Below are 23,143 nucleotides of genomic sequence, written 5' to 3' on the forward strand. Positions count from 1 at the left end.
GATATGGAGCAAAACAGTGGAGACGCCTGCGGGATAGTGAGACAGCCGAGACCCCGCAGGGAGCGAAGCGACTGAGGAGGCTTGGCGCTCGCCCGCGGCAAGCGCAGCTGTTTTGCGGAACATTGGTCGAATATCCCACTTTTCTTCACCCACAATTTACAGATAATTATTGACAGAAAGTTTCAATCGTGGAATAATCAGAATTACTTTGTATAGCGAAACCAATTGAATACGCATTCTTATTCAGAGCAGGTGGAGGGACAAGCCCTATGACACCCGGCAACCGGTCCAGCAAATGGACACGGTGCTAATTCTTGCAGCCCGTTTAACGGGCTGAGAAATAAGAAGTTGTTAAGCCCATTAACCTCTTCTTGTTTGAAGAGGTTTTTTATATTTTCACAGCAAAACAGATCAATTTAAACGGAGTGTGGATGATTTGAGCAGATTGACAGCGACTTACCAGCTTTACGGAAAACCAGGTTCTTTCGAGAAAAAGGCGGAAGGCATCGCGCTCGGCTTGACGATCGGTTCTTGGACCGATTTGCCGTTGCTGGAGCAGGAGCAATTAAAACAACATAAAGGCGAGGTCGTATCGGTCACCGAGTATGAAGGTACGCCGCATCCGCTGAATCCTGGACTGATCCGCGCGGAAGCGAAAATCTCGTATCCGAGCGCGAACTTCTCGCCGGACCTGCCGGCCATCTTGACGACGGTGTTTGGAAAATTGTCGCTCGACGGCGAAGTGAAGCTGCTCGACCTGGAGTTTGACGATGAACTGCTCGGGCATTTCCCTGGACCGCAATTCGGCATCGAAGGCGTCCGCAATTTGATTGGCGTCCAGGACCGGCCGCTTGTGATGAGTATTTTCAAAGGCGTGATCGGCCGGGACTTGGAATTTTTGAAAGCCCAACTCCGCCAGCAGGCGCTTGGCGGCGTTGATCTTGTGAAAGACGATGAAATCCTTTTTGACAATCCGTTAACGCCATTTGAGCAGCGGATTACCGCCGGCAAAAGCGTGTTGCAGAGCGTATTCGAAGAAACGGGCCACCGCACTTTGTATGCAGTGAATCTTTCCGGGCGCACGTCCACTCTGCGCGACAAGGCGAAAAAAGCGCGCGAACTGGGTGCTGACGCGCTGCTGTTCAATGTCCATGCTTACGGGCTCGACGTACTGCAGGAATTGGCGGAAGACAAGGACATCCGCCTTCCGCTGATGGCCCATCCGGCATTCAGCGGCGCATTCACTTCTTCTCCAACATACGGGTTAGCGACAGCGCTCGCACTTGGCAAATTGACGCGCATTGCCGGAGCGGATTTCTCGTTGTTCCCCTCCCCTTACGGCAGTGTTGCGCTCGAAAAGAGCCAGGCCTTGGCGCTTGGCGAAGAGCTGGTGAAAGCAAACCCGTTGAAACGCTCTTTCCCGGTGCCTTCAGCCGGCATCCATCCTGGCCTCGTGCCGCAGCTGTTCGAAGATTTCGGCACTGACAGCATCATTAACGCAGGCGGCGGCGTCCACGGCCACCCGGACGGCGCGGCAGGCGGAGGCAAAGCATTCCGCCAGGCAATTGACGCCGTGCTTAAGGGTCAGTCACTAGCGGAAGCCGCAAAACACCATCACGAATTAAAAACAGCCTTGGATATGTGGGGGTAACAACTATGAATAAAACAGTCATCTTCTGTGATTTTGACGGCACCATCACCAACTCAGACAACATCATCGCCATCCTGCAGCATTTTGATCCGCCGGGATGGAATCCGATAAAAGACCGAATCCTGTCCCAGGAAATATCCATCCGCGATGGCGTGGCGCAAATGTTCTCGCTGCTGCCAGCAGCGAAAAAAGATGAAGTGATCGAATTTGTCCTGGAACAGGCACAAATCCGTGAAGGATTCGCCGATTTCGTCGCCTATACGCGCGAACGCGACATCCCGCTTTATGTCGTCAGCGGCGGCATCGACTTTTTTGTCCATCCGCTCATTAAACCGTTCGGCCTTTTTTCCGGCGTTTATTGCAACGGAGCGGATTTCTCGGGTGAGACGATCCGCCTTGAATTTCCGCATGGCTGCGACGAAAAATGCCCGAGCCAAGGCTGCGGCTGCTGCAAGCCGTCCATCATTCGCGAATTGCTCGAGGACGGCGCACAAAGCATCGTTATCGGCGATTCCATCAGTGATTTAGAAGCCGCAAAGCAAGCCGATTTCGTCATCGCGCGCGATTATCTTATTGGCAAATGCGAAGAGCTCGGCCTCCCGTACAAGCCATTTGAAAACTTCCATGACGTCATGACGATCATCGATGAAAAACTGGGGGTGAAGTCATGACCGTATTCCAGGAAAGATGGCAGGAGCTCGCAGACATCAAAGACGAATTGGCATTGCGCGATTGGTTTATGGGAACAAGCGGCAACCTGGCCATTAAAGTTCAGGACGCGCCGCTGGAATTTCTCGTCACAGCGAGCGGCAAAGACAAACGAAAGCGGACATCCGAGGATTTCCTGTTGGTGGACGCGGCCGGCAAAGCGGTGGAAGAGACGCCGCTGAAGCCTTCAGCTGAAACTTTGCTGCATTGCGCAATTTATCAAAAGACCGCGGCCGGCTGCAGCCTGCACATCCATACGGTCGCCAATAACGTCATTTCCGAAATCTACGGCGACCGAGGCAAGATTGACTTTAAAGGCCTCGAGCTCATCAAAGCATTCGGTTTATGGGAAGAAGATGCAGTGCTGACGATTCCCATCATTCCGAATCACGCCCATATCCCTGACCTAACGGAAGAGTTCCGGAAATACCTTTCTGCCGACAGCGGTGCGGTGCTGATCCGCAACCACGGCATCACAGTATGGGGCAAAGACCCGTTCGAAGCGAAGAAATTACTGGAAGCCAGCGAGTTCTTATTTCAATACCAGCTCGCTTTATATCAAATACAATCCCATTAAGAGAGGAAGATTATCATGGCAATCATCAAAATCCAAGGCACAAACGAAACAATCGAAGCGCAAAACGAAGTAGCTGCATTTTTAGAGCAACAGGAAGTCGTCTACGAACATTGGGACATTGAAAAACTGCCGGAGCATTTGCGTGAGAAATTCGACCTCAGCGACGCTGAAAAAGAAGAGATCTTAGCGGCATTCAAAACCGAAATTGATGACATCTCCAAGCGCCGCGGCTATCAGGCTGCAGACATCATTTCGCTTTCCGATTCCAATCCGAAGCTCGACGAATTACTGAAAAACTTCCAGCGCAAGCACATCCACACAGACGATGAAGTCCGCTATATCGTCAGCGGCCACGGCGTCTTTATCATCCAAGGCAAAGACGAGCGCTTTTTCGAAGTCCATTTGACGCCTGGCGACTTGATTTCCGTTCCTGAAAACATCACGCATTACTTCACATTGGCTGACGACCGCAAAGTTGTCGCAGTGCGCATCTTCGTTACTACTGAAGGCTGGGTTCCTGTTTACCAAGAAGAAGAAGGCGTACAATCGTAAAACAAAAAAGAACCGGCGAAAACGCTGGTTCTTTTTTGTGCCTTATTTCCGGAACTTTTCCCCTCTCCACCCGTAACTTATATCAAGAGCGTTTGAAGGGATGTGAGGAAAAATGAAAGAAAAGGCGGCCCGTCTGAACTTCGGAACCGGCATAGCGATCGGATTGCCTTTCCTGATTCTCGGCATCGTCCAGAAAAACCTCGCGTTTGTCATCATCGGCGTGGCGTTGGCGATTTCCCTAAGTGCTTCTTCCGCCCTAAAGTCAAAAAGCGAGAAAAAGTCTGATAAATGATCATGTAAAAAGCAGGTGCCTCTTCTTCAAAAGGCCCTGCTTTTTATGTGGTTTGATTTAATAAACAAAAATATTTCGAAACTGAAGCATTTAACTTTAAACCCACTAAACGACTTGGTATAATAATGAATAATTAAAGGAGGCTAACGTATGTCCATTCCAAAACCGCTTGTGCAATCCAACCAAGCATTCATCGTCCTCACTGTCATCCTTGCCCTTGTTTTCCATAAAGCGATCCTTTTGCTGCCGTTCTTAGTCGGCGCTTATACATTAATCACCAAGAAGAATCCGGTCATCCAGTTCAATAAACGATTTTTGAAAAAACCCGCGAACACGTATATCCAGGAAGACCGCGACCAGCAGCTCTTCAATCAATGGATTGCTACAATCTGCCTCGGGCTGTCGCTGCTTTTGTTTGCGCTCGGTGCAACAACGGCGGGCTACGTGTTCAGCATCATGGTGCTGATCGCTTCTGGCGTGGCGCTGATGGGCTATTGCATCGGCTGCACGATCCGCTACCGCTATATGATGTGGAAGCACAATAAAACCAAAATCCAGTATTAAGGGGGTGTCCAATAAATCGAATATTAGACTTATTGAACAGCCCTATTTTCTAGCGTAGGTGAAGGGAATACTATTGCTCCTGTCTCTGTCTCTTCAACGCTTCGCTAGCTTCGAGACATTTAAGACCGTCGCAACGCTGTGCTAGCTTCATCGCCAAGGAGGTGCCCCAAATCACTATTGGGGCACCTCCTTTTTTGCTTTATTTGATTTGGCCGTTGCCGCGGATCAGGTATTTTGTCGAAGTCAATGCCGGCAAACCCATCGGCCCGCGGGCATGGAGTTTCTGGGTGCTGATGCCGATTTCGGCGCCGAAGCCGAATTCAAAGCCGTCCGTAAAGCGGGTTGAGGCATTGTGGTACACAGCAGCTGCGTCGACTTTATTGAAGAATTCCACGATGCTGTCATCCGTCTCCGAGATAATCGCCTCTGAATGCTTCGTACCATAGGTGTTGATGTGATCGATCGCTTCTCCGGTGGTGTCGACAACTTTCACTGCCACTTCAAGGCCCAGGTATTCCGTCGCCCAATCGGTCTCGGTTGCTGTCGCTACACCGTCCCATTGCTGAGCGGCTTTGTCACCGTGGATTTCCACGCCTTGCTGCTGCAACGCATCTATCAGCTGCCCAAGATGCTGATCCGCCCATGCTTGATGGACGAGAACCGTTTCACAGGAATTGCAGACAGATGGGCGCTGGGTTTTCGCGTTCAGCGCAATCTTTAAAGCCATGTCCACATCGGCCGTGTCATCGATATAGACGTGGCAATTGCCTGCGCCTGTTTCAAGCACCGGAACGGTGGCGTTCGAAACAACCGTCTGGATCAGCTTAGCCCCGCCTCTTGGAATCAGTACGTCCAGATAATTATTGAGCTTGAACATCTGCGCCGCCGTCTCTCTGCTGGTGTCTTCGATCAATTGCACGGCATCGATTGGCAGCGCACTTTTTTCCAGCGCATGGTGGATCACGCTGACAAGCGCTTTATTGGAATGGATGGCGGTCGAACTGCCGCGCAGCACAACCGCGTTGCCCGTTTTCAAGCACAGGCTCGACGCATCGACGGTGACATTCGGGCGCGCTTCGTAAATCATGCCGACAACGCCGAGCGGTACCCGGATTTTCTCCATCTGCAGGCCATTCGGGCGCTCCCATTGCTCGAGCACTTCACCGACTGGATCCTTAAGCTCTGCCACTTGGCGCAGTGCCGAAGCAATTTCCGCCAGCCTGCTTTCATCCAGCTTCAAACGGTCGATGAGCGATTCGCTCATTCCCGCACCGCGCCCCGCTTGCACATCTTTTTCGTTTTCTCCCAAGATGAATTCCTGCTCTTTCAGCAATTGCGCCGAAATCAATCTCAGAGCCTCATCTTTTTGTGCCGTGGTCATTTGTGCCATGATCGCTGCTGCCGCTTTCGCTTTCCGGCCTTTTTCGATCAGGCTATCTTTTTGAACTGTTTCAAGAACTCCGCTCATTCATCAGATCCCCTTTCCTGCGTGGCTGAACCACTGGCTTCGGTGGATAACCACCTGCCGTTTTCCGGTTTTGGTAATGACGCGGGCCGCTTTGCTGCACAGCCCTTTAATTTCCTGCAATTCTTCTGAAGAAAAGTTTACCTGCCCGCGGCCGATGACTTCCCCCGCAGGATCGACGACTTCCACGACCTCTTCGGCTGTAAAGCGTCCGAAGATCTCCGTGATGCCCACCGGCAATAAACTCCTGCCTTGCTGCGAGATGGCCAATGCTGCACCGTGATCCACTTCGATTTTGCCATGCGCCACCGAATGCAGCGCCAGCCATTGCTTTGAATTTTTCACTGTTGCCTGCGGCTCATCTCCGATATACGTCCCGTCGCCATTGCCTTCAACGATATCGAGCAGCTTGTCCGGGCCGCTCCCTGAGCCGATGAAGATATGGGTGCCAAGCGCAAGCGCGGTCTGCGCAGCTTCGACCTTCGATTTCATGCCACCGGTGCCCACAATCGATCCTTCGCTCGACGTTTCTTCAATGAGCTGGTCCGGTATTTCCGATAAGAAGTCATAGCGTTCGGCATCTGGGTTGCTGCGTGGATTGTCGCTGTAAATGCCATTGATATCTGTCAGAATGATCAACATCTGTGCCTGCACCAATCCACTTACCAGCGCCGAAAGCATGTCATTGTCTCCAAACGTCAGCCCTTCAACCGACACCGAGTCGTTTTCGTTAATGATCGGCAGGATATTGCGCTTCAATAATTCCGCCAGCGTAGCGCCGGCGTTCTGGTAAAGGTCTTTCGCAAGGAGGTTCTGGCGTGTCAGCAATAATTGGGCCGTGACAATGCCATGCTTCCTGAACTCCTCTGAATAGGCATGAAGCAGCTGTCCTTGGCCGATAGCGGCAGCTGCCTGTTTGCCGACGATGCTGACCGGACGTGTGGAGTAGCCTAAATCGGTGAAGCCGGCCGCTACTGCTCCGGAAGACACCAAAATCACCTCATGCCCCTGTGCTTTCAGCCGCGCCAAAGCCTGGCCATGCTCCTGTAGCTTTTCAATGCAAAGCCCGCCGTGAGTATTGGTCAATGAACTGCTGCCTATTTTCACGACAATCCTCTTCTTCTTCACAAACTGTCACCCCTGTCTTTAATCGTTGTCCGCTCAACCAAAAATCAATAATAGAATTATTATGCGTTATTATGCATTTTTAGTCAATATATTTTGATTATTTATACAATATCCTTATAAATAAGCATAAGATGCGTATATTCTTAATGAAAAATACATAAGCTTCATATTGAAAATCGCTCCAGATGCGTTGGGCGCCGCCCTCGGTATCGGGGCGCATTCATTAACAAGGATTAAATCGGACTTAACATGAATTAATTTTGATTTAACATGACCTAAATTTGATTTAACATGCAGCAGCTGGCCGTTAACATGAATTGGCCGAATTTTAACCGGCATTAGCCAAGTGGCGTCCCTGATTCTAGTTCAAAAATTAGCTTATAGACAGCCGAATATCCGAATCACCCCACAAAAAACCCCAGATTCAATGGAATCCGGGGTTTGAAGAAAATCAGGCAGTATTCGGTTCGGCGTCAGCGGCTTTCAACGCTCTGTATTTGATGATTTGCGCCGCGTACCATAACAGGACGACCAATGTGATGCAGAAGCCGATGATCATGGAAAGCTGGTAATCCATATTCAGCCCTTCAGGTGCGTAGAAGATGTAGGTCGCTACGACGCCTGTCATGAAGCTTGCCGGAATTCCGGCGATCCAATGGAATTTGAAATTGCTCAATAGGTAGACGGTCGCTGTCCATAGCATGACGGTCGCCACGACTTGGTTGGTCCAGCCGACGTATCTCCAAAGGAATGTGTAGTCGATTGTCGCCATGAAGAATGTCGGAATCCCCAATGGAATCGTCACCAATAATATTTTCCACTTGCCTTCCATGTCCATGAATTTGGACATGATATCCGTTACAATCATGCGGGACGAACGCAATGCCGTATCGCCCGTCGTAATCGGCAGGATGATGACCCCGAAAATCGCCAGGATGCCGCCCATCGTGCCAAGCAGCGAAATGGAGATTTCGTTGACGACGCCAGAAGGTCCACCGGCTGCAAGCGCTGCTGCCAATCCTTCTGTGCCGCTGAAGAAAGTCATGCCGGCTGCTGCCCAGATCAAGGCGATGACGCCTTCAATGATCATGGCACCGTAAAAGATTTTGCGGCCGTCTGTTTCTTTCTTCATGGTGCACGCCACAATCGGGCTCTGCGTGCAGTGGAAGCCGGAAATCGCACCGCAGGAGATAGTCACCATCAGAAGCGGCCAAATCGGCAGTTCGCCGGGATGCAGATTCGAGAACGTCAGGTTCGGCATCGGCTTGCCTGAGAATACAAGCGCCACCGCCACCGCGATTGCCATGAACAATAGGATGCCGCCCAAAAACGGGTAGATGCGGCCGATGATGCGGTTGATCGGCAAGATTGTCGCCAGGATGAAGTAGAAGAAAATGAGCCCCAATGCCACCATGAAGCTGATCGGCGAGATTTGGGAAATCAACTGCGCCGGACCTGCGGTGAACGCCGCTGCCACCAGCAGCATCAACACGAGCGACAGGCCATTGATGAAAAGTTTCATGTGCTTGCCAAGGTAGCGGCCGACAAGCGACGGAAATTGGGCGCCGCCGTGGCGCATGGACATCATGCCGGAGAAATAATCATGTACAGCTCCTGCAAAAATCGAGCCAACCACGATCCAAATAAATGCAACCGGCCCGTATAAAGCGCCCGCCACTGCTCCGTAGATCGGCCCGAGCCCCGCGATGTTCAATAGCTGGATCAAGTTCCCTTTCCACCAGCTCATCGGGATGAAATCCAAATTGTCCCTTTTCGTATAGGCAGGTGTCGGCGTATTGTCGTCCACCACAAAAACCTTTTCAATGAATTTCGAATAAAATACGTAACCAAGAATAAGAAATAAAAGTGCGCCAAAGAAAGTTACCATATGCCGTGTCCTCCTGTTGTGTGTTTTAAGATACGACTATGATAACATGAATTTTCAGAATATAAATATAATATTTTGAAAAAACAATATTTTCTTTCAACTTTAATCAATTTGACCCTTTTTTTCCCTCCCAAATAATAAAAAAGAAGGAATAAATGCCCCCAAACCGCGGCTTCATTCCTTTAATTGAAGATATTTTAATTCGAAATACTTTGCCAATAAAACAACAGAAGAAGCGGAATTTCGCAAAAATGCTATTCGAAATGAGGCAGGAAGTGAATTATAAGGTATTTTTCCGCTGGCTTTTATACTTTTTTCCAGTCTTTCAGAGGCATTTTCTCGCGTACCGCGGCTTTCCGGAACCCTTGGAAAATGTCGATCGCCGATAATAGCGCAACTGTAAAAATGAGGCCGCCGACGACCCAATTCAGCCCTTCCAAAGATCCGAAAAGATTCTCGAGCCGCGACAGAAAACCAGAAGCGAAAATGTCGGGATTCCTGAAAATCAGAAAGAAAGCGAGCACCGACAGCGCCTGGGCAGCCAAATTGAACGTGGCCAGCTTCATATCCCAACGCCGGCGCACCCATTTCCATAAATCCAGGGCCACTTGCAAAATGATGACGAGCAGCACGAGCGGCCAATAGGACAAGAGAACGCTTTGGCTGAACACCGGCGCCACCATTTCGAGCCCATTCGAGCCTTCCTCATAGATGCCGACCAATTTATCCGCGTTAAAGTAAACGGACGCCCAAATGGCGGTCCAAATTAAATCGGCCGCTGGCTCGCTCCGCGCAATCGTTCTTTTCTTCGGCATCATTTCCGGGCTGGATTCCAAATCAGCAGGCGTCCACCCTTTTTCCGGCAATTGCAGCGGCGGTTTTCCGGCCGCGCGATTTGTGCGGTCCACCCATTCGATGATTACAAATACCAGCGTCACCCAGAACAACACATGGAGTGCCACGTCAAAAGCGGCTGCGATCGAATCCCCAATGAGCCCTGCAATAACGCTGACCACTGAAGCTTCACCGGCACTGGAAAAAATGGTCGTGATGATCAAAACCACCACCACAACAGTCACGACGACGGGTATGATGATTTTCAGCAAGGTGAGATACACGTCAAAAAAGCGGGGACCGACCAAATACATCGGCTGCGAACGGTATTTGCCAGCCAGCACAGCCGGGTCGCCGAACTTCGCCAACAATTCCCGCTCTTCTTTTTCCGAATAGCCCGCCGGCAGCAAATCTTCTATTGTCGAACGCAGCTCCTGGCCAATATCTTCGCGTTCTTTAGCCGGCAGCCTGCGCGTGACTTCTCCGATATAGCGGTCAATCAATGTCATGGCGGCCATCTCCTTCAATGAGAACTTGAAGTTCCTGTGTGACGTTCTGCCAATCGCTGTTCAATTGCTTGAATGCTTCCGCCCCAGCTTCACTCAGCGCGTAATACTTGCGCGGCCGGTTCCCGGTCTGGTCCCAGCTGCCTGTCAGCAGCTTCTGCTTTTCAAGGCGGCGCAGCAATGGCGGCAATGCTCCAGGATCCATTAACAACCCATGCTTCTCCAACATTTTCACTAGCGCTGAACCGTATTGAGGCGTTTTTAATTGGCTCAGGACTGCGAGCACCAAGACGCCGCTGCGGAGCTCGGATGCCCAGCCATCCAGTGATGATTTGTCCATCCTATTCACCTCCAGGTTTTCCTCTGCTTAACGAATTGCCTTCTACTATGTATCCTAAAGCATTGGAAAAACAATGGCAAAATATAAACTGATTATTCTATAAATTAACCTGAATCGGCATTCCTCTCATCATTCTCCTCATAAAAAAAACCCCTTTAAAGGGGTTTTTAGCTCAAAATGCGATCTCAATTTTTTCGGCAGCCTGGATTTTCTTTTCATCTTCATCGAACAAGTCGCTGGTGGTGATGGTGATGGCATCGATGTCAGGGTTTTCAACGATAAAGCCGATGCTGCCTTTTTTCGTCTCGCCCGGTGCCACTTCACCGTTCAGTTCTTCAAGGTAAATATCATCTTCCCATAATTTCGTTTCGCCCGCACTCGTCTCCAACAATGCGACCGGTGCGAAATTCAGTGGCTTTTCTGTCGTATTTTTAATTTCCACAAAGAATTTCACCACGTGGAAATCCGTGTCGTGCGTGTAGGAATGGTAAAAGTCGATCAAGCCATAAGACGGTTTGTAATGGAAGAGCTTTGCTTCTCTCAGCGTCAACTCGATGCCGCCGATTTGATGTGTGCCGCTTTCCGAATTGGATGCGTTCAAGACGATTTCACCTTTATCATCGCGGATGCTCTGGCCGGCTTTCAGCAGGCTTTGGTCTCCCGTCACTTGCGGATTCTCTACATGGCCTTCGTAATAGGCCGGAACCTCACCGTTCGTTGCTGCAGCTTCCGCAATTTGGGTTTCCCCTTTATCGGAACATCCTGCCAGCAAAAGCGCGGATGCCAGGAATACATAGATGGCTTGTTTTTTCATAGCGGCTCCTCCTTTTAAAAAGCCCCTTCGCCTTTACAGGCAAAGGGATGCTTTCAGTTTTTCCAATTTACTTGTCGTCGATCTCGACTTTCGCTTTCAGTAAGTCGAATATACCTTTGGCCATGTCGGTATTTTCAATATTGCCGGCAAACTTCTCGCTCGATGGCCCGAACGCGTAAACCGGAACGTCTTCACCTGTGTGCCCGCCAGTAGTCCAGCCGGTATGCGTGCGCTCGTTGAAGATTTCCTCAATTGCGTTATCGATTTGTGTCAGGTTTTTCGTTTCTGCCGCTTTCTTGACTGCGTTGATTTCTGCGTCAGTCAGCTCCAAATCGATGAACTCGCTTAATGTCTCTTCTACACCCGCGCCGTCCAGAATTTGCTGTGCCATAAAGTCAGGTGTGCGTTTAGCAGCTTTGATCGGCTCGCCAAACCAGTTGTAGATGCCATCAGAGCCGATTGAGAATCCACCGGTCGAATGGTCAGCTGTTGCAATGACCAATGTGTTCTTGTCTTTCTTCGCAAATTCGATTGCCGCTGCGTATGCTTTTTCAAAGTCCTGCATCTCGCTCATAGCGCCAACGATATCATTGTCATGTCCAGCCCAGTCTACTTGGCTTCCTTCGACCATCAGGAAAAAGCCGTCTTCGTCTTTTTCGAGCCTGTCAATTGCCGATGTCGTCATTTCTTCAAGCGACGGCACTGACTCTTCACGGTCAATCATTTTCGGCAATCCCGCCGGAGCGAATAAACCCAGAACCTGCTCATCGTCATTGGCCAATAGCGCTTCACGATCGGTTACATAGCTATAGCCATCTTTCTCAAACTCTTCCGTAAGGTTACGGTCTTGGCGTTCAAACAATTTTGTTCCGCCGCCAAGCAGAACATCCACTTTATGTTTGCCGTCAATCATCTCATCATAATAGTCATCTGCGATGGCGTTCATGTTTTTGCGCGCCACGTCATGTGCACCGAATGAGGCTGGCGTTGCATGCGTAATTTCAGATGTCGCTACAAGGCCGGTTGCTTTGCCTTTTTCTTTCGCGGCTTCAAGAACCGTTTTCACTTCGCTCTCATCGTTATCGACAGCGATGGCATTGTTATATGTTTTAATCCCTGCAGACATTGCCGTTGCAGCAGATGCCGAATCCGTCACGTTTTGATCCGGATCTTCCGGATACGTCATTTGCTGTCCGACGAGGTGTGAATCGAATGCCGTGCCTTCAGCAAATTTCGTTCCCGCATTGTCCTGCATATAACGGTAAGCTGAAGTATAAGAAGTTCCCATGCCGTCGCCGATCAGAAAGATGACGTTTTTCACTTTCCCTTGATTATGCGCTTTCCCTTGGCTTTTTCCAGGTGCTTGCGCTTCGGCGCTAGGGACTGAAACAGCGATTCCTGACAATGCGACTGCTGATGCGATGATGAATGGAAGTACTTTTTTCTTGAACGGTTTGCTGGTCATTTTTCCGCCTCCAATAAGTTAGTTGCAAGAACAGCATACTTTTTTATTGTTAAGGACGCATAACTGCTATTTATGGTTTTTGTAAATTATTTTAAAATAAAATTACAAAGTCTTTTGTAAAAAGTTTTGGCTTTGCCTTTTTGGACAACGAAAAAGCCGTCCCACAGTCGATGAAATGACTTTGCGGGACGGCTTTTTGGCTGGCTTGAATTTATAGACGTTCATTCACCTGTTGCTGATCGGCGTTCTTTGCAAGGAAAAGATAGGCGAGCAATGCAATAAGGCACATCGTGAAAATCGTGAGCCCCATCGGCACAGCCGTTTCTTCTCCAGCGATCCCGACTAGCGGAGCCGTCGCCGCACCTAGGATGAATGGCAGCAAGCCGAGCAATGCAGAAGCGCTGCCTGCTGCTTTGCTCTGGCTTTCCATAGCGAGTGTAAACGAAGCCGTTCCGACTACACCAATTGATGTGACGAAAAAGAAAATCGGAATGGCGACAGCCCATAGCGGACCATTGAAACTTACCACAGCAAGGAGAACTGCGCCTGCGGCTACTGCTGCATATAAGGCGCGTTCCAGAAATTGCTTTTCAGAAATCCGATGGGCAAAGCGGCCAACCGCATAGCTTCCGATGATCAACCCGATGCCGTTCATACCGAACAGCAAACTGAAGACTTGCGGCGATACGCCGTAAATGTTCTGATAAATAAAAGGCGTACCGGAGACATAAGCGAATACCCCACCGATCAAAAAGCCCTGGGCTAACGCATAGCCGGTGAACTGCCGGTTTTTTAAAATGGTGGAGAAACTGCTGAACGTCGACAGCAGATTGCTCGGGATGCGTTTTTCCACTGGTAAACTTTCCGGCAACCGGAATGCCGAGATGAGCAGCAAGATCAGGCCAAGCAAGGACAATGCCAAGAAAATGCCTTTCCAATCGGAGAACAAAAGCACTCCGCTGCCGACAGACGGCGCAAGCAACGGCACAAGATTATTCACGACCATCAATAACGCGAATAAACGAGTCAGTTCTGCCCCGCTGCTGACATCGCGTACTATTGCCCGGGAAATAACGAGTCCGGCTGAAGCCGCAAACCCTTGTGCAAAGCGCAAAAGGACAAAGATGAAAATATTCGGTGCAAAAATACAAGCGGCTGAGGCAATGACGTATATTGCCAAAGAAATGATCAACGGCTTGCGGCGGCCGTGCATATCGCTGAGCGCACCTGCAAATAATTGGCCAATAGCCAGCCCCAGCAAAGTTGCGGTCAAGCTGAGCTGGACGGATGAAGCTGAGGTATCGAACACATTTGCCAATATTGGAAAAGCCGGCAAATACATATCGATTGTAAAAGGGATCAGCGATGTAAGCGCCCCTAAAAGTATAATGAAACGTGCTCGTTTGAAACCGGTCAAGTCGCCCATATATAAACATCCTTCTTTCTTCCAGGAACCATTCCCGTTCTTTTGATTTATTTTCTTAGATTATTACGGAATACGAAGAAAATAACTGTTTCTACAATAGCATAATTTGCGGAGTGTTCATCTTTTTTTGACTTGAAAAACGAAAAAAAGAACCAGCTGCATTAGCCGGTTCTAATATCTTATGAATATCAGTTACTTGATTATGCCTTCTTCTTTTAAAACTTCTTCAAATGCTTCAACTACTTTTCTATCGTAATGAGTATCTGTCATTCCTTTAATTTCATCGAGTGCAAATTGTGCATTGAAAGCTTTGCGATAAGAGCGATCTTCAGTCATAGCATCGAATGTATCGCTTACTGCGATAATGCGGGCTTCCAAAAGAATCTCTTCTTCTTTTAAGCCGTTGGGATAGCCACCTCCGTTGAGGCGTTCATGATGCTGGGCTAAAATAGGATAAGCTTCTTCATAAACAGTCCCTTTTAACATTTCAGCACCATCCAATGGGTGTTTTTTTATTATATTGAACTCTTCGTCGGTTAAAGGAGTTGGTTTATTGAGTATTTCTGCCGAGATGTAAACTTTTCCTATATCGTGAAGCGAAGCGGCAATATTAAGATTTTCCAATTGAACTTTGCTCAACTTCATTTTTTTCGCAATTTTAATGGAATAATTGACGACCCGATCTCCATGATTATATGTATACCGATCTTTTTTCTCCACTTGTTTAACAATATCCATAAGAGCTGAAATTTCCTTGCTGAGGTGAACAAAAACAGGCTCTGTACTTACCCATATAAAGCTTGTATCTGTTAGAACTTCGAAATGGACAGGCTCCTTTATTCCACTGACAGAAAAGTATTCATGAGGGCCAAACTCTATTTTTTGCCCATCAATTTCCCCAACCACCTTGCCGGTAAGAATGTAACAGAATTCCATCACTTCAGAATTATCGGCTGGATACATATAAAATAGTTTGTCTTTTTCAAGAAATTGGAGCATGACTTCCGTGCCGTCCCCTCGTGAGAGCAGGCTGATGTTTGAGACATCTAATTGAACACTATCCAGCACAGTGCCGTTCTTCCCTACTTTAAAACCCTCCAAGCCAATCACCTCGGTAGCATTAGAAAAAGAGCTCTTTCCTAAGAACTATTTTTTCATAATTATACAATAACTTTTAATGCTTTAATATTTTTATTTATAGCCGACGATCCGAATTGGATCAATCCAAACGGATTTATGTGCAAATTGTACCAATCTCCAGCTGCATTCTGCCAAGACACCATAGCCAGCGGCCTTTTCGATGGCTTTCTCAGACATCTCTAAGGTTTCGTTATAGACTTTTTCAATAATTTTGTCGAGCTCCTCTAAATAGCGCTCTGTTTTCGCTTCTGCTTTTTCTGTTTTGCCAAGCAATTGCTTTTTCAATTTCTCGATTTTTCCGTTCAGTTGCTCACTGTCCTGACTGTGGCCGGATTCAAATGACTCGTTGAATGCTTCAATATCCTGTTCAAGCGCCCCGATTTTCTCATTGATCCGATTTTCTTGGACGGCCAGAGATGACTCCAATTGGCTGATTTTGTCGATGTGGCTCTTCGTGTCTTTGCCTTCATCAGCAGCCTGCGCCAATTCTTCCCGTACCTTTTTCAATTCTTCCTGGATTTTCACTGCTTCTTTACCTTCTTCAATTCTGCGCAGCTCCAATAGATAGTCTTCCTGCAGTTTATCCGCTTTTTCTACAGCCTGGTTAATTTTCCGGTCGATTTGTCCGTTTGCTTTTTCGATAATTTGATACCCTTTTTCATAATCATAATTCTCTTCTGCTAAAGCGCTCGTTCCAAATGCTAAAAATAACACCATTGCCAGCATCGCTGTAAAAAATTGTTTCATCCTTGGACCTCCAGTGTACTGTATTAGGTAATTAAGTTTATTAGCTACCATAAAAAGTAATTCTTAAGTTCTATACTATCTCCGCTACCTCTTTTAGTCAATTAATTTAAAATGTTCAGTTTTATTATAATAAGCCCATCCACAACAAAAAGTGGACAGGCTTCTAGTCAAGAATGGCGGTTGATGAATTCACGAATTTTGTGTCTGTATATTTCAGGCGTTTCGTACCCCGGCATGTGCGAGCAATTTTCAAATACTTGAAATTCCGCTCCCGGAACCAAGCTCGCGTAGTATTCCGTTGCTTCAGGTGTAGCTTCATCATGGCGGCCGCAAGTGAACAGCGCAGGCACATGGATTTCAGAAAGCCGGCCAGTGACGTCAAAGTCCTTCAACGTTCCTGTTACGGTGAACTCGGAAGCTCCCCACATGAAATTGTAGATTTGGGAATTCAGCTTCTCCAGCTCTTCCTTCATTTCTTTCGGCCATGGATCCAAGCGGCACATATGCTTACTGTAGTATGCCATCATCGCCTGCTGGTATTCCTCTGTATCAGTCGTTTTGAGCCGTTCGTTCTTTTCGATGATGTTTTGGACTTCAGCTGGAAATTCCTCTAAGCAACTCCGTTGATCCGCTTCCCAACGCGGCGCGCTGAGTGCTGGGCCGGAGAAAATAACACTCTTGACGCCTTTTGGCTTCTTATTCACCAAGTAGGAAGCTGCAAGCATCGTGCCCCACGAATGCCCCAATAGATGGAATTCTTCCAATTCCAATGCTTCGACCACATGTTCCAACTCTTCCACGTAGCGTTCAACTGTCCATAATTCCGTATCAGTAGGATGGCCGGATCTGCCGCATCCGAGCTGATCGTACTGGATGACCGGCCGTTCGGATCCCAGCTGCCTCAACGGATCTTTCTCTGAGCTCATCCCCCCTGGCCCCCCATGCAGCAGCAAGAGCGGAATGCCCGGGCCGTCTCCTGTGATGCGGAACCAGACGTTGCCGCCTTTGACCGGTATAAACCCTTCTGTCACATGTTCCATTGGTTCAACCCCTTTCTCTTTAAGTAATTCCATGCAAGCCGCCATATCCCTTTAATCGATTCTGGCCGTTGCGCTGTAAAACAAAAAGCACCGATCCCCATAGGAACCGATGCCTTACTGATTTTATTTATTTCACTTCTACTGTCCAGCCAAGTGCATCTTCCACTTTGCCAGTCTGGATACTCGTGATCGTATCGTATAGTTTTTGCGACAGCTCGCCAATTTCGTGGTTATTGACGACCATTTTGCGCCCCTGCCAATTAAGTTCTCCAACAGGAGAAATGACAGCCGCGGTGCCGGTGCCGAACACTTCTTCGATCTTGCCATCCGCAAAGGCCTGGTAAATTTCCTGAATGGAGATTTTCCGCTCCGTTACCGGGATGCCCCATGAATTCAGCAATTCGATGATCGATGTGCGCGTAATGCCTTTGAGGATACTGCCATTCAGTTCAGGCGTCAGCACTTCTCCGTCAATCTTGAAGAAGATGTTCATGCTGCCGACTTCTTCGATGTATTTCTTTTCGACGCCATCGAGCCATAAGACATCTGCATTACCCGCTTGTTTCGCTTGGGCTTGTGCCTGATAGCCGGAAGAATAATTCCCCGCAGTCTTTGCCATTCCCGTGCCGCCTTTTACCGCACGCGTGAACTGGTCTTCAACATGGATGATGACCGGTTTCATGCCGCCCGGGAAATAAGAACCCACAGGTGACAAAATCACCATGAATTTATACGATTGTGCAGGTGCTACGGCCAAATTGGCTTCTGTCGAAATGATGAACGGACGGATATATAAAGATGTACCTGGTGTTGAAGGCACCCAGTCCTTCTCCAGTTCAATCAATTTCGTCAAATATTCCAGCATCAATTTTTCGTCGACCGGTGGAATGCTCAAGCGTTCGCTCGACAAATTCAGGCGCTCAAAGTTCTTTTCCGGACGGAACAGTAAAACGCGTCCGTCTTCCGTGCGATAAGCCTTCATGCCTTCAAAAACCGTCTGCCCATAATGGAAAATCATCGCTGCCGGATCCAGTGTTATCGGAGCGTACGGCGTAATCTTCGGTTCATGCCAGCCTTGGTCGGACGAGTATTCCATTGTGAGCATATGATCCGTAAAAATGGTCCCAAAGGGCACCTGATCCTGTGAAGGCTTCTCTTTCTTATTCGTGCTGTTAACAATTTCAAGTTCAAATGTACTTACCAATGTCAGGCACTCCTTTCGAAATCGTGGATGGGATTGGGTAATGCGGATAATTATACACTCCCTCTCTGCCAAGTTAAAGCGTTTTTTATAAAATAAAGAAAATTAAGAGAAAAGGCCTGACATTGGTTTTGATTAATCATTCATTTGTTAATCTTCTATAGGAACTAAACCACTGAATTCTTCGAAGCCTCCATACTTTTCATGCATTTTTTCTCTGTACTCCTTAAACGACAAATGAAAATTTTCCGGCGGGTTTCCAAGTATGATCTCAAAGACGCCGTCTAAAAATGTGACAAGATAGCTTTCTTTTAATTCCGGATCGCCGTTCTCGATTTCCAGCTTGAACTCCTCCAAGTTATCGGGGTAGCAATTGAATAGAATCATATTGCGTTTGCCCTCTGAAGATACCTGGCAACAGACGCCATAGCCTAAATTCTCTTGGATTTCATGACCATATCTTATAGCTTCTTCCGGCATGCAGGATCGAACAGCATTATATCCGCAACGGCTGCAGACAATGTACCCCACACTAATTTTATAATAATAATCTTCCATAGCGGATCTTTCGCAATGCGGGCATTCAACAGCAGAATAAACTGAAGCCATTCTTGGATTCTTCCCTTCTATTTTTTGATGATTACAATAGAAAGGGCAAGGTGTTCCGTCTGGAAACAAGGTGATTATGGGGGTTTGAAGAGCAGGGGATTGCGAAGATGCCACTCTATTCAGTTTAAACTGATTATATATTCTGTCAATATCGGCAGCGAGAAAAAAGCACTGCCTCGAGGCCGTCCGGCTCCTGCGGCAGTGCTTTTTATCGGATTACGTCAATAAAATGCGCAAGAATCCGGGCCGTCAGCCCCCAGATCACTTTGTCTTCATAGAGGTAGAAATACTCCTCCATTTCGCGTGCGCGCCAGCTGTAATCCCGGCCGCCTTCGATCAATTCGTACGGAAAATCGTCTTCCGGCTGCACATCGAACTGGATTTGGTAGACCCGCGGCCCGTTGTTGATGAAAAACGACAACGGCACGCTGAACAAGCTGTCGACTTCTGCCGGGTTCGGCTCGAATGTCGCAGATGGTGCGATAAATCCGGCAAAGGCATAGACGATCATGCCGAACGGCGACACGATATAGTCGAGTGCGAACACTTCGGAAATCTCGTCTTCACTGATGCCGAGCTCTTCGTTGGTTTCCCGCAGCGCGGCGGATTTGGCCGAAGGGTCCCCGGGATCGATCCGGCCGCCCGGGAAACAGACTTCACCCGGCTGTTTGCGGAGCGTATGTGCCCGCGTTTCGAACAGCACGTGCACTTCGCCGTCCTTTTCGATCAATGGCAGCAAAATGGAGAATTTCGAGAAATCCCGGCTGCCGAGCACTTGCGGTTTATGGCTTTTTATTTTTTCGGTAATTTTTTTGGCGTCCATCATCCAATCACCTCTCACTTAATCATCAGTATTTCCCGAATGTCTTCTTCTGTCAAGGCGGCCAGGGAGTCCTGCCCCGAATGGATGATTTCATCGATCAAGTTCTTTTTGCGCTCTTGCAAGTCGCTGATCTTCTCTTCGATCGTCCCTTTGGCGAGCATGCGGATGACCTGCACTTCGTTCTGCTGGCCCATCCGGTGCGCCCGGTCCGCTGCCTGCTGTTCGACCGCCGGATTCCACCACAGGTCGTAGAGGATGACCGTATCCGCACCGGTCAAGTTCAATCCTGTACCTCCGGCTTTCAATGAAATCAAAAACAAATTCCCTTCCCCGTCATTGAAACGGTCGCATAATTCGACGCGCTCGATCGGCGGCGTCTGGCCGTCTAAATAGAAGTAAGGGATGGCGTGCTTGTTGAGATTCCTGCCGATCAACCCGAGCATTTGTGTAAACTGCGAGAAAATCAAGACGCGGCGTCCCGCAAGCCGGCTTTCCTCTATTATTTCCATCAATTGATCGAATTTGGCAGAGCCGCCGTCGTAGCCTTCGACAAACAGCGCGGGGTGGCAGCAAATTTGGCGCAGGCGCGTCAAGCCGGCCAGAATCTTGATGCGGTTTTTCCGCAAACTGCCTTTTGCCAGATGCTTCAATGCATCTTGCTTTAATTCCGCTAAATAAGCGGCGTATAATTTTTTCTGCTGCGGCTGGAGTTCGGAATATTGGGTGGTCTCCACTTTTTCCGGCAGCTCCGCGAGCACTTCTTTTTTGGTGCGCCGCAAAACGAACGGCCGGATGCGCTTCGCGACATTGTCCCGCCGCAATTCGCTGAAAGCTCGGCGGTTCGGCAGCAATTCCGGAAAGACGACACGGAAAATCGACCATAACTCATCGAGCGAGTTTTCGATCGGGGTGCCCGTCAGCGCGAAGCGGTATTTCGCCTGGATGGCGCCTGCCGCTTTCGCCGTCTGGGTCACCGGATTTTTGAAAGCCTGCGCCTCATCGAAAAAAACGGTATGGAATTGCTTGTCGCGGTAAAGGTGGCCGTCCATTCGCAGCGAAGGATACGACGTGATGACGAGGTCGCAATCCGAAACGTCCTTCAGCTTTGAGGCACGCACGGCACTCGTGCCGTCGATGATGCGCGCGTTGACCTGCGGAGCGAATTTCTTCAGTTCATTCAGCCAATTATACGTCAGCGACGAAGGCGCAACGACCAGCACCGGCAGTTTGCGCGCCTGGACTTCCGGCAGCACCGAAACGATGAACGCGATGCTCTGCAGCGTTTTGCCGAGCCCCATATCATCTGCCAATATGCCGCCGAAGCGGTATTGCGCCAATAGCTTCAGCCAGTGGAAACCGGCTTTTTGGTAATCGCGGAGCACCGGCTGCAGCGATTCCGGCACAGCCACTTCCAAAGTGTCCGGATTCCCCAGGTTTTTCATGAGCTTCGCAAATTCTTCTCCCGGTTCCGCGATTCCGCCTTTTTCGAGCCCTTCCGCCAATCGCATGCCCTGCAGCAGCGGCACACGGATTTCCTCTTCTTCCAGATCTTCAGCGTTTAGGTCCATTTCTTCCATGAATTCATGCAGCGCCCAGAATTCGGGCGTTTCCAGCGACATCAGCGTCCCCGAAGGCACCCGGTAATACTTGCGCTTTTCCTGGATTGCTTTCATGAGCTGCTGAATTTCCGATTCCGGAATCCCTTTCAAATCAAATTGGAACGCCAGCCAATCGGTCCGTTCTTTTATTTCAATGCGCATTTTCGGTATGCTGGGCGCTTTTTGCACGCGCAGCTTGACTGCTGTCGTCGCGAAAATTTTTGCCAGTTCTTCCAGCTCGTGCACCGTGTGGTAAAGAAACTCGTATTCCGCCTCTTCATCCTGCAGGAAAAAACCGCCAGGCGTCTGGATGAACAAGCTGTCAGCCATGATTTTCATGATGCGCTGTTCGATATCCAAACGGCGCCGTACGCCGGGAATCGAACGGTATTCATGCTCCTGCTCCTCACACGGATTGACGGTGAACCGGCCGTATTGGAATTCGATGCCGGCCAGTAGCCGGTTGCTGACCCGGTCGAGAAACACTTTTGCCGTCAACGGCGTTTCTTTCAAGGTTTTCGAAACGGTATCCGCTAGATCGACTTGCCCGAGCCGCATCAAGCCGGGAACCGCGTGTTCCATGAAATGGCTCAGCTGCTGCGCGGAAATATCCATGTACTGCGGCCCTTCGCCGCTGAGCATTTCTTTCAACTCAGCCAGCCGGATGCAGTCTTCCTCCGCCAGCTTGAACAATTGCCCTTCGGCCAAAGCGCAGCCGTATGCCCGGAAGACTTCGATTTCTTCCAGCCCACTGACTTCCAATTCGTAGCCGTCGCCTGCCCGGTCCACTTCAAACGACAGCGGCAGCCGTTCACCGTAGCGAAGTCCTTTGTAGCTGCGGCCGTCCTGCAAGAACTTTACGGCCGGCGCCGCTTCGAGCAATGGCAGCAGCAATTCCCAAGCAGCTGCGGAGATCAATAAAGTCTTTTCTTCAGTTAAAGGTCCAAGCGGCTGGCTTTTCAACAGAAAGCGCAGCACCGCATCAGTTTCACGTGTGAAATTATGGCGTTCGGGATTATAAATTGAACCCGGTGCAAACTCGGTGATTTTCCGTTGCCCGACATGCTGGAGAAAAGGCCATGGCTCCGCAATTTCCTGCAATGCCGCTCCTCCCGCTGCCAGGCGGATGCCAAAGCCGTTGCCTGCGTCCCCAAGCGGCACCGGCACGCACGTGAATTCGACATTGAGCGTCTGCCGCGCATCGAAATGCAGTTGTTTTCCGCTCGGTCGTTTGGGCTGGTTGTCGAATAAACCCAGCATGCGGTCTGCCAGCGGCTGTTCCGCTTGCTGCCGTTCCTCGAGCGCGAGAAGCGTTGCTGCAATGTGCTGGCAATAAGTTTTCACGAAACCGACCGGCGGGCAGCTGCAGGATGCGTTTATCGTTCCATCAGAATCCGGCTGCACCGTGACAGTGAAAACTTCGCCGCTGTAAACGCGTGCTTCCGCACGCTCATCCGTTTGCGGAAGGAGCTCCACTTTTCCAGCCAGAAAATACGCCTTCCCTTTTTTATAAGCGGCATCGCCGCATAATTTTTTTATGACTCTGTCATTCAACGAAAAATTCATGGTTTTGCCCCTTTGCCGTCCATCTCTTGTATTCTCCATTATCGCTAAAATCTCTCTTTCTGTACAATGGACAGCCTGTTGCAGATAGTGGAATTGCTGAGTTTACAAAAACCCGACACGCTTGCAAGGCCGCAAGTGTATCGGGTTTCTATTTTACTTTCCAGGCAAGAGAAATCTTGCTTCGCGTCATTTTGAATGATTTACGCAGG

At 49.2% G+C, this 23,143-nt stretch carries 21 protein-coding genes and 1 riboswitch; of the genes, 6 read left to right on the forward strand and 15 right to left on the reverse strand.

Translation table 11 applies throughout. The features are described from left to right. Positions 1-236 precede the first annotated feature (236 nt). Positions 237-347: riboswitch (SAM riboswitch) on the forward strand. Positions 348-436: 89 nt separating this feature from the next. From EGV91_RS13475 to EGV91_RS13500, 6 genes are all read left to right on the forward strand, one after another. Further along, a complete protein-coding gene (locus tag EGV91_RS13475) occupies positions 437-1,651 on the forward strand; it encodes a 2,3-diketo-5-methylthiopentyl-1-phosphate enolase (protein ID WP_135504559.1) in 1,215 nt (404 codons plus the stop codon). Positions 1,652-1,656: 5 nt separating this feature from the next. After that, on the forward strand, positions 1,657-2,322 hold the full coding sequence (locus EGV91_RS13480; protein WP_135504560.1) for a 2-hydroxy-3-keto-5-methylthiopentenyl-1-phosphate phosphatase: 666 nt from the start codon (positions 1,657-1,659) through the stop codon (positions 2,320-2,322). Beyond that, the gene (locus tag EGV91_RS13485) at positions 2,319-2,936 is read left to right on the forward strand and encodes a methylthioribulose 1-phosphate dehydratase (protein WP_135504562.1); all 618 of its coding nucleotides are present in this window, start codon (positions 2,319-2,321) and stop codon (positions 2,934-2,936) included. The genes EGV91_RS13480 and EGV91_RS13485 overlap by 4 nt, the downstream gene beginning before the upstream one ends. A 15-nt stretch (positions 2,937-2,951) precedes the next feature. Further along, positions 2,952-3,488: a 1,2-dihydroxy-3-keto-5-methylthiopentene dioxygenase gene (locus EGV91_RS13490; protein ID WP_135504563.1), complete on the forward strand. Its 537-nt coding sequence runs from the start codon at positions 2,952-2,954 to the stop codon at positions 3,486-3,488. A gap of 112 nt (positions 3,489-3,600) precedes the next feature. Further along, complete coding sequence (locus EGV91_RS13495; protein WP_135504564.1) at positions 3,601-3,780, forward strand: hypothetical protein; 180 nt, start codon at positions 3,601-3,603, stop codon at positions 3,778-3,780. Between the two features lie 150 nt (positions 3,781-3,930). Beyond that, complete coding sequence (locus EGV91_RS13500) at positions 3,931-4,344, forward strand: DUF4395 domain-containing protein (protein ID WP_135504566.1); 414 nt, start codon at positions 3,931-3,933, stop codon at positions 4,342-4,344. 199 nt (positions 4,345-4,543) lie between these two features. Here the strand turns inward: EGV91_RS13500 and EGV91_RS13505 are convergent, their stop codons facing one another. The 15 genes from EGV91_RS13505 to EGV91_RS13575 all read right to left on the reverse strand — a co-directional run bounded on the left by EGV91_RS13505 (position 4,544) and on the right by EGV91_RS13575 (position 22,934). Beyond that, the gene (locus EGV91_RS13505; RefSeq protein ID WP_135504567.1) at positions 4,544-5,812 is read right to left on the reverse strand and encodes a glutamate-5-semialdehyde dehydrogenase; all 1,269 of its coding nucleotides are present in this window, start codon (positions 5,810-5,812) and stop codon (positions 4,544-4,546) included. Positions 5,813-5,815: 3 nt separating this feature from the next. Then, positions 5,816-6,937 (reverse strand): glutamate 5-kinase, encoded by a 1,122-nt coding sequence (gene proB / locus EGV91_RS13510; RefSeq protein WP_135504569.1) that lies wholly within the window; start codon positions 6,935-6,937, stop codon positions 5,816-5,818. A gap of 451 nt (positions 6,938-7,388) precedes the next feature. Then, positions 7,389-8,825, reverse strand: coding sequence for a carbon starvation CstA family protein (locus EGV91_RS13515; protein ID WP_135504570.1), 1,437 nt, complete (start codon positions 8,823-8,825; stop codon positions 7,389-7,391). A 305-nt stretch (positions 8,826-9,130) separates the two neighbouring features. Next, positions 9,131-10,168, reverse strand: coding sequence for an HAAS signaling domain-containing protein (locus EGV91_RS13520; RefSeq protein WP_135504571.1), 1,038 nt, complete (start codon positions 10,166-10,168; stop codon positions 9,131-9,133). Next, complete coding sequence (locus tag EGV91_RS13525) at positions 10,155-10,505, reverse strand: PadR family transcriptional regulator (RefSeq protein ID WP_135504573.1); 351 nt, start codon at positions 10,503-10,505, stop codon at positions 10,155-10,157. Before EGV91_RS13525 ends, EGV91_RS13520 begins: the two co-directional genes overlap by 14 nt. A 172-nt stretch (positions 10,506-10,677) precedes the next feature. Beyond that, a complete protein-coding gene (locus EGV91_RS13530) occupies positions 10,678-11,319 on the reverse strand; it encodes a DUF4352 domain-containing protein (RefSeq protein ID WP_135504574.1) in 642 nt (213 codons plus the stop codon). Positions 11,320-11,386: 67 nt separating this feature from the next. After that, positions 11,387-12,784, reverse strand: a complete 1,398-nt coding sequence (locus tag EGV91_RS13535; protein ID WP_135504575.1) for an alkaline phosphatase — start codon at positions 12,782-12,784, stop codon at positions 11,387-11,389. A gap of 211 nt (positions 12,785-12,995) precedes the next feature. After that, the gene (locus EGV91_RS13540) at positions 12,996-14,210 is read right to left on the reverse strand and encodes a multidrug effflux MFS transporter (RefSeq protein WP_135504577.1); all 1,215 of its coding nucleotides are present in this window, start codon (positions 14,208-14,210) and stop codon (positions 12,996-12,998) included. Between the two features lie 192 nt (positions 14,211-14,402). Continuing rightward, positions 14,403-15,311: an HD-GYP domain-containing protein gene (locus EGV91_RS13545; RefSeq protein ID WP_135504578.1), complete on the reverse strand. Its 909-nt coding sequence runs from the start codon at positions 15,309-15,311 to the stop codon at positions 14,403-14,405. Positions 15,312-15,401: 90 nt separating this feature from the next. Beyond that, positions 15,402-16,097, reverse strand: coding sequence for a hypothetical protein (locus EGV91_RS13550; RefSeq protein WP_135504579.1), 696 nt, complete (start codon positions 16,095-16,097; stop codon positions 15,402-15,404). 167 nt (positions 16,098-16,264) lie between these two features. After that, positions 16,265-17,137, reverse strand: a complete 873-nt coding sequence (locus EGV91_RS13555; RefSeq protein WP_135504580.1) for a proline iminopeptidase-family hydrolase — start codon at positions 17,135-17,137, stop codon at positions 16,265-16,267. Positions 17,138-17,264: 127 nt separating this feature from the next. Further along, on the reverse strand, positions 17,265-18,341 hold the full coding sequence (locus EGV91_RS13560) for a branched-chain amino acid aminotransferase (RefSeq protein ID WP_135504582.1): 1,077 nt from the start codon (positions 18,339-18,341) through the stop codon (positions 17,265-17,267). A gap of 147 nt (positions 18,342-18,488) precedes the next feature. Further along, a complete protein-coding gene (locus EGV91_RS13565; RefSeq protein ID WP_135504583.1) occupies positions 18,489-18,947 on the reverse strand; it encodes a hypothetical protein in 459 nt (152 codons plus the stop codon). 208 nt (positions 18,948-19,155) lie between these two features. Next, positions 19,156-19,770 carry an NUDIX hydrolase gene (locus EGV91_RS13570; protein ID WP_135504630.1) on the reverse strand — a complete coding sequence of 205 codons (615 nt, stop codon included), beginning with the start codon at positions 19,768-19,770 and terminating at the stop codon, positions 19,156-19,158. Between the two features lie 14 nt (positions 19,771-19,784). Next, positions 19,785-22,934, reverse strand: a complete 3,150-nt coding sequence (locus EGV91_RS13575) for a DEAD/DEAH box helicase (protein ID WP_135504585.1) — start codon at positions 22,932-22,934, stop codon at positions 19,785-19,787. Positions 22,935-23,143 lie beyond the last annotated feature (209 nt).

This window comes from Planococcus koreensis, from assembly GCF_004761975.1.
In the GTDB taxonomy this organism is placed as follows: Bacteria; Bacillota; Bacilli; order Bacillales_A; family Planococcaceae; genus Planococcus; species Planococcus koreensis.